Source organism: Xanthobacter sp. BG11Y11_SDJG (assembly GCF_057364445.1).
The window spans coordinates 1-12,311 of the sequence record NZ_JBNFNU010000098.1; the positions used below are offsets into that span (position 1 = coordinate 1).

10 protein-coding genes and 2 pseudogenes are annotated in these 12,311 nt (G+C 68.2%); 2 read left to right on the forward strand and 10 right to left on the reverse strand.

Translation table 11 applies throughout. From position 1 onward, the window contains the following. Positions 1-214 precede the first annotated feature (214 nt). From AC2W7M_RS10555 to AC2W7M_RS10595, 9 genes and pseudogenes are all read right to left on the reverse strand, one after another. Entirely contained in the window at positions 215-1,417 is a 1,203-nt protein-coding gene (locus AC2W7M_RS10555) for an ABC transporter substrate-binding protein (protein WP_486132255.1), read from the reverse strand. Between the two features lie 5 nt (positions 1,418-1,422). Beyond that, positions 1,423-2,307: a GntR family transcriptional regulator gene (locus tag AC2W7M_RS10560; RefSeq protein ID WP_486132257.1), complete on the reverse strand. Its 885-nt coding sequence runs from the start codon at positions 2,305-2,307 to the stop codon at positions 1,423-1,425. A gap of 9 nt (positions 2,308-2,316) precedes the next feature. Beyond that, a complete protein-coding gene (locus tag AC2W7M_RS10565) occupies positions 2,317-4,452 on the reverse strand; it encodes an acetate--CoA ligase family protein (RefSeq protein WP_486132269.1) in 2,136 nt (711 codons plus the stop codon). Continuing rightward, the gene (locus tag AC2W7M_RS10570; protein WP_486132259.1) at positions 4,442-5,203 is read right to left on the reverse strand and encodes an enoyl-CoA hydratase/isomerase family protein; all 762 of its coding nucleotides are present in this window, start codon (positions 5,201-5,203) and stop codon (positions 4,442-4,444) included. Before AC2W7M_RS10570 ends, AC2W7M_RS10565 begins: the two co-directional genes overlap by 11 nt. A gap of 3 nt (positions 5,204-5,206) precedes the next feature. Continuing rightward, on the reverse strand, positions 5,207-5,914 hold the full coding sequence (locus AC2W7M_RS10575; RefSeq protein WP_486132271.1) for an ABC transporter ATP-binding protein: 708 nt from the start codon (positions 5,912-5,914) through the stop codon (positions 5,207-5,209). After that, entirely contained in the window at positions 5,911-6,366 is a 456-nt protein-coding gene (locus AC2W7M_RS10580) for an ABC transporter ATP-binding protein C-terminal domain-containing protein (RefSeq protein WP_486132273.1), read from the reverse strand. The genes AC2W7M_RS10575 and AC2W7M_RS10580 overlap by 4 nt, the downstream gene beginning before the upstream one ends. A gap of 25 nt (positions 6,367-6,391) precedes the next feature. Then, positions 6,392-6,664 (reverse strand): annotated as a pseudogene (locus AC2W7M_RS10585) (ATP-binding cassette domain-containing protein); the annotation flags it as partial. Positions 6,665-6,669: 5 nt separating this feature from the next. Continuing rightward, the gene (locus AC2W7M_RS10590; RefSeq protein ID WP_486132261.1) at positions 6,670-7,665 is read right to left on the reverse strand and encodes a branched-chain amino acid ABC transporter permease; all 996 of its coding nucleotides are present in this window, start codon (positions 7,663-7,665) and stop codon (positions 6,670-6,672) included. Beyond that, on the reverse strand, positions 7,662-8,528 hold the full coding sequence (locus AC2W7M_RS10595) for a branched-chain amino acid ABC transporter permease (protein WP_486132263.1): 867 nt from the start codon (positions 8,526-8,528) through the stop codon (positions 7,662-7,664). The genes AC2W7M_RS10590 and AC2W7M_RS10595 overlap by 4 nt, the downstream gene beginning before the upstream one ends. Positions 8,529-8,846: 318 nt before the next feature. Here AC2W7M_RS10595 and AC2W7M_RS10600 point away from each other — a divergent pair, with 318 nt between their 5' ends. Both AC2W7M_RS10600 and AC2W7M_RS10605 read left to right on the forward strand, forming a co-directional pair. Then, positions 8,847-9,857 (forward strand): HAD family hydrolase, encoded by a 1,011-nt coding sequence (locus tag AC2W7M_RS10600; protein ID WP_486132265.1) that lies wholly within the window; start codon positions 8,847-8,849, stop codon positions 9,855-9,857. Between the two features lie 473 nt (positions 9,858-10,330). After that, a complete protein-coding gene (locus tag AC2W7M_RS10605; protein WP_486132267.1) occupies positions 10,331-11,887 on the forward strand; it encodes an arylsulfatase in 1,557 nt (518 codons plus the stop codon). An 81-nt stretch (positions 11,888-11,968) separates the two neighbouring features. Here AC2W7M_RS10605 and AC2W7M_RS10610 read toward each other — a convergent pair. After that, positions 11,969-12,311, reverse strand: a pseudogene (locus AC2W7M_RS10610) (hypothetical protein); the annotation flags it as partial.

Consider the following 12,311-nt stretch of genomic DNA (forward strand, 5'->3'; position numbering starts at 1 on the left):
GCGCGCGGCCGACCGCGGTGGCGAGAACCAGACGCGTCATCCCGCAGACCTGGCAGATGACGATCATGACCGATCGAGCCGGCCTTGCCAAGCATCGGGAAATCTCCGGGAGGGTCAGTCGGCAGGCGCGCCCGGAGCGGGGGATCCGGGCGCGTCGGGTGCGGGCTCGCCCCTGATCGGGAGCGAACCGATGCGGGTGTCGGAGGCCCTTGCGTCAGAGGCCCTTGCAGCCGGTGTCGGCCAGCTCGACCTTCATCTGGTCCCAGGCGATGGGGTCCAGCAGCTTCCAGCCCACCTTGGCGCCGAACATCTCCTGCGGCAGCGCCACCGCTTCCGCCATGTAGGCGCCCACCATGGCCTGGTGGTCACCCTTGCGGATCTGGATCGGCCCGACGATGGTGTCGGCCTTCGTGGTCTCCAGCGCCTTGATGATGGTGTCGGGGGCGTAGTCGCTCGACGCCTCCAGCGCCGCCAGCATGAACTGGAAGCCGGCATAGGCCTGGATCGCCTGATAGCCGGGCACCACGCCATTGGCCGCGTGGTAGGCTTTCACGAAGTCGCGGATCTTCGGGTTGGTCGCCTCCTGCATCCAGGAGGTGGTGAGGCCGCCCGCCACCATGCCGACGCCGTTCTTGCCGAGCGCCTGGAGCATGGAATCGGGGATTCCCACCGGGGCCATCATCACGAAATTGAGGCCGAAGGCGCGCGCCTGGTTGACGAACGCCGTGAGGTCGTCGCCCACCGCCAGCGCGAGATAGATCGCGTCCGCCTTGCTTGCCTGGATCTGCGAGATGGCGCTCGACCAGTCGGCGGTGCCCACCGGGCGGCCGGCGTCGCCGGCGATCTTGATGCCGGGGATCTTCGAGAACTCGGCCTTGTTGGAATGGCCGTAGGCGAAGTCGTGGTAGACGATGAACCAGTTCTTCGCGAGCAAATCGGGCCGCTTCTGCATCATGATGCCGATGGCCTTGGCCGACATGCCATCGTTGGGCACGGTGCGGAACAGGAAGCGGCTGCACTGGTCGCCGGTAATCTGCACCGCCTGGGCGTTGGTGGTGATGATCGGCACGTTGAGGCGCGCCGCCTGGGCGTTGACCGCGAGCGTCACCGCGCTGCTGGCGCCGCCGATCAGGACCTTCGCCTTGTCCTCCAGAACCAGCTTCTGGGCCTTGCGGACGCCGTTCGCCGGATTGGCGGCGCTGTCCTCGATGATGATCTTGACCGGCTGGCCCTTGACCTTCGCGCCCTTGGCCGCAAGCTCGAAGCCGCGCTTCATGTCGTTGCCGAGCGGGGCGAGCGGCCCCGTGGTGGGCAGGAACACGCCGACCACCAGTTCCTCGGCGACCGCGGAAGGCGGCACACCCCACGCGGCGGCAGCAAGAGCGCACGCGGCGGCGAAATAGCGAATTGTCCTCATTGGCGTTACTCCTCCCAAGGCTTTGCCTTTTGGTCATGGCCCCGTCGGAGGCGCACCCGGGCGAGCCCGGGCGCGCCGCGATCGCGGCTTCTCCTCCGTGCCGGTCCGTCCTCGCGGGATGCCGTGCCGGATTTCGCGGATTGGCGAGCGGCCTCGTCCCTGCGCCTCAGGGCGTCGAGCGCGGCGGCCTTGATGTCGCCGATGAGCTGGAACACGGCGATGCGCGCCGCTGTGGGATCGCCGGCGCGGATGCCGTCGACGATGCCGCACCAATTGTTGCTCCAGTCCTTCCGGTGGCCGGGATTCTCGAACACCATCCGGCTCAGCGACAGGGTCTGGCGGCCGAGCGAGAACAGGATGCGCCGCGCGATCTCGTTGCCCGAGGCCTCGGCGATGTACATGCTCGCCTGGTAGACCAGCACGATGTACTCGGAGACGTTGCCGGTCCGCGACGCCTCGAACAGCTTGTCGGTCGCCTCGTCCAGGAGCGCTTGCACGGCGTCGGAATGGTGCAGCGCCAGTTCCTCGGCGCACACGCTCATGAGCGCCGCGCGCACCGGGAAGATGTCGTTGAGGTGCTTCTCGGTGAGCCGCGTGACCGAGGCGCCCCGGCGCGAGGCCATGGTGACGAGGCCTTCGCGCTCCAGCAGGCGCAGCGCCTCGCGCACCGGCCCGCGACTTACCTCGAAGCGCTCCGACAGCATCACCTCGTGCAGGCGCTCCCCGGGCTGGAATGCGCCGTTGATGATCAGCTCGACGAGACGCTCGGCGAGCTGCTCCGGCAGCGTCTTGATGGCATCGGGGTTGGCGTCGAACAGGTTGAAGAACGTGCCCGCCACGTCCGACCTCGACCCGAACCGGCCACTTTGCACACGGGGTTTGCTGGTCACGGCGCCCTCCTAGGGTCCAACGAGCCTTGCCTGCGCGCGCACGGCGCGCGAGGTCGTCGGATACACCGAAATCCCCTGTTCCATCAGCTTCACCCGCTGGTCCCGCACGAGATCGTCCTGGTGGCGATCGCCCGAGGTGCGCAGCGCCAGCGACATGGGCGGCCCGTCGCGCGCGCGCGGGCGACGGAGGCGCAGATCGCCTCCACCGCGGCGATGCCGGCTTCGTCGCTCGGCATGAAGTCGAGCACCCAGCCGACCTCCACGAAAACCACGATGCGGTCGATGTTCGGGTCGCTCTTCAAAGCGTTGATGATCTCCTCGAAGATGTAGCGCTCGCCGTCCTTCAGCCCCCACACCGGGATGTCGATGGGATTGGCGACGCTGGTCCCGGGAATGCCGAAACGGCTGAGGACCGCGCCGGTCTCTCCGCTGAGCTGCGGGATCACCAGCCCGCGCGGCGGCGGCGTCGGCGGTGGTCACGCTCACGCCGCCGCCGGAACCGAACAGGGCCAGGCGGTTGCCGGGGCCGCGGCCGTGGACGTGGAGCGCCAGAAGCGTGTCCATCAGGTCGTCCATGGCGCTGACCTGGATCACGCCGGACTGGGCGAGCCCCGCCTCCCACAGCACCCGGTCGGTGGCGAGCGCGGCGGTGTGGCTGGAGGCGGCGACCTGGCCCTGCGCCGTGGCGGCGCCGCGCAGGATCACCACCGGCTTGGTCATGGTCTGGGCGATCCGGAAGAACAGGCCGGGATCGCGCATGGATTCGATGTAGAAGGCGACGATGCGGGTGTCCGGATCGTCTTGCGCGTAGAGCAGGAAGTCGACCATGTCGAGGTCGGCGCAGTTGCCGCAGGACAGCGCCTTGCCCACCGGCAGGCCCCACACCTGCGCGCGGCGCACCACGTCGCCGGCATAGGTGCCGCTCTGGGAGAAGAAGGTGATGCCGCCGTCGTTCACCGGGTTGTAGCGGGCCGCGCCCACGGCCATGCGGCTCCGGGCCGAGAAGGTGCCGATGCAGTTGGGCCCCACCATGCGCATGGGACCGTCGGTCACCTGGTCCAGCATCGCCTGTTCCAGCGCGCCGGTGTCGCTGGAGAATTCGGAGAAGCCGGCGGTGAGCACCTGGGCCACCGTGACGCCCTTGGCGCGGCACTGGGCCAGCACGTCTGGCACGTTCCGGCTGGCGACCGCCACATAGGCGCGGTCCACCGTGCCGGGGATGTCGGCGACGGAGGGATAGGCCTTGAGGCCGCAGATCTCCTGCGCCGTCGGGTGGACCGGGTAGATGTCGCCGGTGAAGCCGAACTCCACCAGAGAGTTGATGAGGTGGTAGCCGAGCTTGTCCTTGGAGGCCGAGGCGCCGACGAAGGCGATCGCCCTGGGGTCGAACAGCGCGCCCAGCCCGCCGAGCCGCGCGCGGCGTTTGGCGATCGCTGCGGCCACCTCCGCATCGGTGCGCGGCAGACGCGCGTCCGCGCCCTCCAGATCGCCTGCCACGGCGTCCACGGCGATGGCGCTCGCCCCGTTGACGATGATGGGGTTGATGTCGATCTCGCCGATCGGCTCGCGCATGATGAGGCCGCGCGCGCCGCCCACCGCCAGGATGCAGTTCGCGAGCTTCTCGCGGCCGGAGGCGCCGCCATTGGTGAAATGGCCGGGGAAGGCGGCGTCCACCAGCGCCAAGGCGGCGCGCTCGTCCACCGGCGCGAAGGCGGCGATGGGCTTCGTGCGCTGCTCGACGCCGGAGCCGCCGGGACCCACCAGGATCACCGGTCCGTAGTCCCGGTCGAGCCGGGCGCCGATGAACACTTCGAGACCCGGCGGCACCATCTCCTCCACCAGCACGCCCTCGATGTCGGCATCCGGGTGCGAGGCGCGGCACGCCGCCATGATGGAATCGAACGCCTGCGCCGCGCCGTCCGCGTCCACGGACAGGCGCACGCCGCCGGCGTCCACCTTGTGGACGATGTCGGAGGAGACCACCTTCAGCGCGCACGGCCGGCCCACCGCCGTCACCGCCTCGACCGCCGCCTCCGGCGAGGTCGCGAGGCGCGGCGCCGTGGTGGCGATGCCGTAGCGCGCGAGCAGGGTCTTGGATTCGATCTCCGTCTTCATCGACTGGTCTTTCGCTCGATCATTGGAAATTCGGGGCGCGCTTTTCGAGGAAGGCGCGCAGGCCCTCCTCGGCGTCCGGCCCGCTCTGGAGGCGACGGCCCTCGGCCCACTCGAAGCTGCGCGCCGCGTCGGCGCCCTCGCGGGCAAAAAGGTCGAGACCTTTCTTGATGCCGGCTACCACCACCGCGGAATTGGCGGCGATGGCGCGCGCCAGCTCCATGGCTTTGTCCAGAGCGCCGCCCGGGGCGGTGATGTGGTTGACGAAACCGACCCGTGCGGCCTCCTCTGCGCTTACCCGCCGGCCGGTGGCCAGCATCTCGAAGGCGAAGCCGATGGGCATCAGCGCCGGCAGGCGGCTGACCTGCCCGCCGATGGGCAGGAGGCCGAGCCGGGCGCCGGGCGCGGCGAAGTCCGCATTCTCGGCGCCGATGCGGATGTCGCACGACAGAGCGAGGATGAGCCCGCCCGCATGGGCGACGCCGTTCACCGCAGCGATGGTGGGCGTCGCCATGCGCGCCGGCGCGGTGAAGGGCGCGTTCAGCGCCTCGTCGGCGGCGTGGTCGCGGTCGTCCAGCAACTCGTTCAGATCGTGACCGCTGGAGAAGGCGCGGGCCCCCGCGCCGGTCAGCACCACGCAGCGCACCGCCGGGTCCGCTTCCGCCTCCGCCAGCAGGCGGCCGAGCCGCTCCGTCATGGCGTGGGTGAAGGCGTTGCGCCGCGGCTCGTTGTCGAACGTCAGGACGAGGATGCCGCCGTCGCGGCGGGCCAGGATGTCGGGCATGGCTCAGCTCACCGTCAGCAGGCGCTCGATCGCCGCGGGCTCCGCGATCGCCTCGGCGCGGGTGAAGGAGCGCGCGATCTGGCCGTTCTCCATGATGTGGAAATGGTCGCCCACCGCGAGCGCCAGCGGCAGGCTCTGCTCCACCAGGATGATGCCGATGCCGCGCCCGCGCGCCACCTCGATGGACTGGCGGATCGCCTCCACATAAGTGGGCGCGAGGCCCTCCGTGGGCTCGTCCAGCATCATGTAGCGCGGGTTCACCAGCATGGCCCGGGCGACCACCAGCATCTGCTGCTCGCCGCCGGAGAGCGTGCCGGCCTTCTGCTCCATCCGCTCGCCGAGGCGGGGGAAGATCTCCACCGCCGCGGCGATGTCGAAGGCGGCATCGCGCGGCGCCATCGCCCGCGCCACCTCCAGGTTCTCGCGCACCGAGAGGTTGGCGAACACCTTGCGGTCCTCGGGCACCAAGGTGATGCCCATCTGCGAGCGCCGGAAGGTCGGCCCGCCGAGCTCCTTGCCGTCCAGGAGGATGCGGCCCTCGGTGCGGTCCACGAGGCCCATGGCCGCGCGCAGGGTGGTGGTCTTGCCCATGCCGTTGAGGCCCAGCAGGCAGGCGACGGAGCCGGCCTCCACCTGCATGTTCACGCCATGCAGGATTTCGCTCTGGCCGTAGAAGGCGTGGAGGTTCTCGAACGTGATGGCGCCGGTCATGCCGCGAAGCTCCCGTGCAGGTAGGCGCTGCGAACCGCGGCGTTGTCGCGGATCTCGTCGGGCGGCGCGTCGGCGATGACCGCGCCATGCTGCATCACGGTGATGCGGTCGGACAGGCGCATCACCATGCCGACGTCGTGCTCCACCACCACCACCGTGAGGCCGAGCGTATCGCGCAGCATGGTGATGAGGCTGGCGACGGTCTCGCGGTCGCCGCGCGACATGCCGGCGAGCGGCTCGTCCATGAGGATGAGGCGCGGCTTCAGCGCCAGACCGATGGCGATGTCCAGCGCCCGCTGGAAGCCGTGGGCGAGGTCGCCCGCCTTCGCGCCCGCGCGGCTCTCCAGGCCGACGCGGGCGAGGATGTCGTGCGCCTCGGCGCCACCATCTGCGCGTTCGCCGCGGCTCTGCCAGACCGCGCGGCTGATGCCCTCCCGCGCGCGGATCGCCAAGGCGACGTTCTCCGTCCACCGGCAGCTCCTTGAAGATGCTGGTGCGCTGGAAGGTGCGGGCAAGGCCGGCGCGGGCCAGCCGGTCCGGCGTCCAGCGGGTGATGTCGACATTGTCGAACGTCGCCGTGCCCGCATCCGGCGCGATGGCGCCGGTGATGAGGTTGAACAAAGTGGTCTTGCCGGCGCCGTTGGGGCCGATGATGGAGTGGATGCTCGCCTCGGCCACCGCGAAGCGGGCGTCGTTGACCGCCTTCAGCCCGCCGAAGCTCTTGGAGAGGCCCTCGACCTTGAGGATCATGGCGCTCACCTCCCCTGGCCCGGCATGCGCCGCCAGAGATGGCCGAGCGCGCCGAAGATGCCGCCGGGGGCGACGATGACGATCAGGACGAACAGGCCGCCGAAATAGATCAGCCAGGCGCTGGTGAGGCTGCTGACATAGTGCTCGGCGAAGGTGAAGACGATGCCGCCCAGCACCGGCCCGACGAGCGTGCCGACGCCGCCGAGGACGACGAACATCAGGATCTTGCCGGATTCGAACCAGGACAGCAGGTCCGGCGAGGCGGCGCCGTTGAACAGCGCCAGCAGGGCGCCGGCCAGTGCGCCGAGCCCGGCCGAGATCACGAAGGCGAGCAGCTTCAGCCCGTTGACGTCGATGCCGATGAAGCGGGCCCGCTCCGCATTCTCGCGGATCGACAGCCAGGCCCGTCCGAGCGGCGAGCGGCGGATGTGGAGGCTGGCCGCGAGCGCCGCGAGCAGCACGCCGTAGAGCAGCCAGTACCAGGTCTGCGCCTGAACCACGGGCTGGCCGAGCACGGTCGTGACCGGCACCCCCTGCAGCCCGTCCTCGCCACCAGTGATGTCCGAGGCGACGAACACCAACGCGAACATGATCTGGCTCAGGGCCAGCGTGAGGATGGCGAAGGTCTTGCCGATCTGGCGCACCAGCACCGCGCCGGTGACGGCGGCCACCAGGCTGGCGGCGATCACCGTGGCGGGCAGCACGATCAGCATCTCCGGCGTCACCAGCTTGGCGAGCAGGCCGGCGACATAGGCGCCGAAGCCGAACCACGCGGCATGGCCGAAGGAGAGCAGGCCGGTATTGCCGGTGAGCAGATCGAGGCTCAGCGCCAGGATCGCGGCGATCACCGCCTGCGAGGCCAGCATGAGCAGGAACGGCGCGCCAGCGGTCCAGTAGGGCACGAGGGCGCCCGCCACCACCACCAGGGCGGCGCCGGCGAGCAGCAGTCCGCGGCCGGAGGCGCGGCGCTCCAAGGCGGGATTGGCAGCGAGGTCGCTCATTCCGTCCTCCCCTCTCCGAAGAAGCCGCGCGGCCACTTGATGAGCATGGCCATGACCAGCAGGAACAGCGCCATCAAAGCGAGCTGGCCGCCGAAATAGCCCTCGCCGAAGACGATGATCAGCCCGACCGCATAGGCCGCGACCACCGCCCCCCGCAGGCTGCCGAGGCCGCCGAGGATCACCGTCATGAAGGCCAGGATCAGGATCTTGTCGCCGACGGTGGCGTAGGCGGTGAAGATCGGCGCCCCGGCCACCCCGGCGGCGGCGGCGAGCGCCGCGCTGATGCCGACCACCGAGTGCATCAGCCGGCCGCGGTCGATGCCCAGGCAGGCGCCCATCTCGGGATCGTCGTTGGCGGCCCGCACCCTGAGGCCCCAGGTGGAGTTGCGCAGGAACAGGAGCAGCGCCGCGGTGAGCGCCACCGCCAGCAGCGAGACGAAGATGCGGTAGATCGGGAGCGTGAGGCCGCCCACCGAGACGATGCCTTCAAGCTGCGCAGGCACCGGCAGGATCTGGACGTTGCGCCCCCCCAGCTCGTAGAGCACGCCGGTGATCAGCAGCGCGAGGCCGAAGGTCAGCAGCAGGCTGTCCACCATCGGCCGGTGGCGGATGCGCGCCAGGATCGCCCAGTCGAGGACCACGCCGATGAGCCCGACGCCGAGCGGGGCGAGGACGAGCGTGAGCCAGAAGGGCAGGCCCGCGCCGGCGAGCCAGACGCCGGCCATGGCGCCCAGGCTGAACAGTGCCCCGTGGGCGAAATTCACGATCCGACCGACGCCGTAGATCAGGGTCAGCCCGAGGCTGCACATCAGCAGCACGGATCCCAGGACGACGCCGTTCATTGCAAGCGAAGCCGCCAGCATATGAACCCTCCCTAATTGTCTCGCCGCTTTGCGCGGTCTGGGAGGGGATCGTATGGATGACTTTGAGAATGTCAACAATCTAACAAAAACCAAATCGTGCCCCGGGACGCCTCCGCACCAAGGGGCGCGCCTCCGTTCCGTTCGCCTGCGTCGGCTGTGTCGGGAACTGTTACGACGACGCCTTGGCCGCGAGGATCAACGGGCTCGCCGAGGCCGAAATCACCCACCGCCGGGGGCTCTGGCGATCCTTCGATCCCTATGTCTATGATGCACAACCGAGACGGGTTCCGCCGCGGACCAACGGAACGGGAGCGGGCCATGTGCGCAATGATGATGTCGCTGACGCGACGGGCCGCGCTCGCGGCGCTCCTGCTTGTCGCGGCCGCATCGATCGGGGGCGCGCAAGCCGATCCGCTCCCGTCCTGGAATTCCGGAGCCGCGAAGACCGCCATCCTCGATTTCGTCGCCAGGGTGACACGCGAGGGCGGTCCGGATTTCGTACCGGTTAAGGAGCGCATCGCCGTCTTCGACAATGACGGGACCTTGTGGAGCGAGCAGCCGGCGTATTTTCAGGCGGCCTTCGCGTTCGATCGTGTTCGCGCTCTGGCGCAGGAACATCCCGGGTGGAAGGACCAGCAGCCCTTCAAGTCCGTGCTCGAAGGCGACATGAAATCCTTGGCCGCCGCGGGTGAGAAGGGGCTGCTGGAGATCGTCGCGGCCACTCATGCGGGCATGAGCGTGTCTGAGTTTAGCGCGCTGGTTACCACCTGGATCAAGACCGCGCGCCACCCCCGCTTCGACCGCCCCTACACCGACCTCGTGTTCCAGCCCATGTTGGAACTGCTCGCCTATCTCCGGGCGAATGGCTTTCGCACCTTCATCGTTTCCGGCGGCGGCGTCGAATTCATGCGCCCGTGGGCGCCGGACGTCTACGGCATTCCGCCCGAGCAGATCGTCGGCTCGTCGGGGAAGACGGAATTCCGACTTGACGGCGACACGCCGCAGATCATGAAGCTCCCCGCGGTCGAGTTCATCGATGATGGCCCTGGCAAGCCGCTGGGAATCAACCGCTTCATCGGCCGCCGCCCGATCTTCGCCGCCGGCAATTCGGACGGCGACCTGCAGATGCTGCAGTGGACGACGCTGAATTCCGGCCCGCGCTTCGGCCTGATCGTCCACCACACCGACGCGGAGCGGGAGTGGGCCTACGACCGCAATTCGTCGATCGGGCGGCTCGACAAGGCCCTTGATGAAGCGCCGCGCCGCGGCTGGAGCGTGGTGGACATGAAGGCCGATTGGAACGTCATCTTTCCCTTCGAGAAGAAATAGAAGACGAAGTCCATGGCGCCCCGCGATTGGATCATCGCGATCCAGAAGCGCGCGAACGCCGCCATCATCGGCCACGCCCCCTAGCCCGAACCCGCAATGCAGCGCGTGCCGACAGCTTTGCGGCCTGTTCGCAAAAGGTCGTCGCCCCGGGCCGGCTGGCGAGCGAATGTGCGAGCGATTGAACAGTGCCCCGTGAGCCGGCTTGTCATTGGACAACTGCTGCTGCATCGCACAAATGCTTCGAGCCGCATGTCATCAACTGGCTACCGCTATTTATTCCCGGGTCATGTCCCTAAGAACTCGCTTGCTTTTACATCGCCATCACATGATCCTGCGCTCGCACTGAGGCTGTTGCTCCCCGCTGGGACGAGACACCATGCGGGGTGTCATCGCGACGTCTCTGGCCGGGTTAATGCGTCGCAAGCATTTCGGGGGAGGCGGGAATGTATATTCGACGTTTGCTGAGTGCATGCATGCTCACGGCGACGGCGACGGCGGCGCTGGCAGCCGCCACGCCGGCAGCCTCACAGCAGCAGCCCAGCGCCAAGCCGAACATCGTCGTCATCTTCGGCGACGACATCGGTCAAACCAATCTGTCGACCTACAGCTTCGGCCTGATGGGGTACCGGACCCCGAACATTGACCGGATCGCCAACGAGGGCCTCAAGTTCACCGACTATTATGCCGAGCAGAGCTGCACGGCGGGGCGCTCGACATTCCTCACCGGTCAGACGACGCTGCGCACGGGCCTGTCGAAGGTCGGTCTGCCCGGCGCCAAGGTTGGCCTTCAGGCGTCAGACGTCACCCTGGCGTCGGCGCTGAAGGATCTCGGCTATGCGACCGGCCAGTTCGGCAAGAACCACCTCGGGGACCGCGACGAATTCCTGCCCACGGCGCACGGCTTCGATGAGTTCTTCGGCAACCTCTATCATCTCAACGCCGAGGAAGAGCCGGAGAATTTCAACTACCCGCAGGATCCGGCCTTCCGCAAGCAGTTCGGCCCGCGCGGCGTCATCCGGAGCACGGCCGGTGGCAAGATCGAGGACACCGGCCCGCTGACGCGCAAGCGCATGGAGACGGTGGACGACGAAACCTCCAAGGCGGCCATCGACTTCATCGATCGCCAGGTGGCGGCCAAGAAGCCCTTCTTCGTGTGGATGAACACCACGCGGATGCATTTCCGGACCCACGTGCGCCCCGAGAACCGCTCCAAGCCGGGCCTCACCGCGCTGACGGAATATGCCGATGGCATGATCGAGACGGACAAAGTGATCGGCACGATCCTCGACAAGATCGATGCGCTCAAGCTCACCGACAACACGATCGTCATCTACACGACCGACAACGGCCCCCACCAGAATTCGTGGCCGGATGCCGGCACGACGCCCTTCCGCAGCGAGAAGAACACCAATTGGGAGGGCGCGTTCCGCGTCCCCGCCCTCATCCGCTGGCCGGGGCACATCCAGCCCGGTTCGGTCGCCAATGGCATCTTCTCGGGCCTCGACTGGTTCCCCACCCTTGTGGCCGCGGCCGGCGATACAACCATCAAGGATCGTCTCCTCAAGGGCACGACGATTGCCGGAAAGCAGTACAAGAATCACCTCGACGGATACAATCAACTCGATTATCTGACCGGCAAGACGAACCAGAGCGCCCGCAAAGCGTTCGTCTATTTCAATGATGACGCGCAGATCGTGGCGATGCGCTACGAGAACTGGAAGCTCGTCTTTTCCGAGCAGCGCGCGACGGGGACGTTGCGGATCTGGGCCGAACCGTTCACGCAGCTGCGCGTGCCCAAGATCTTCGATCTGCGCTCCGACCCCTACGAGCGGGCCGATCTCACCTCCAATACCTATTATGACTGGATGCTGGATCGCGCCTATTTGCTCGTGCCCGCTCAGGTCGAAGTCGCCAAGTTCCTCGACTCCTTCAAGGAGTATCCGCCGGCCCAGCGCCCCTCGAGCTTCTCGATCGATCAGATCCAGGAGCAGATCAAGGCCCAGTTCGACAATGCCGGCGGGGGACAGTAGGGGCGTCCCCGCCCGTTCGTCCTTGATGGCCCGGCACCTCGGGAGGTGCCGGGACCATTTGCCGTCGGCAGGACGGCGGTGTCAGCGCAGGCGTGCGGAGAGGCGCGCGATCTCCGCATCGTCCGGCCGCAGGCGCGAGAGCATGGCAGCGGCATCGCGCGCGCGATCGCGGTCGCCCGATCGCAGGGCCTCGTTCAGCGCCAGCGCCAGCAGATCGAAATCGTAGGGCCTGGGGGCCAAGGCTGCGGCGGTCACGGCCGCGCTGTCCCGCGCGCGGCCCAGCGACTGGAGCGCCACCGCATAGACATAGGCGAAACGGGCCTCATCCGGCGCCAGCTCATAAGCGCGGCGCAATTCGTCCAGCGCCTCGGGATAGCGCTTCTGGCGGACGTACCCGAGCCCCAAGGCATGCCGCGCGCGCGCG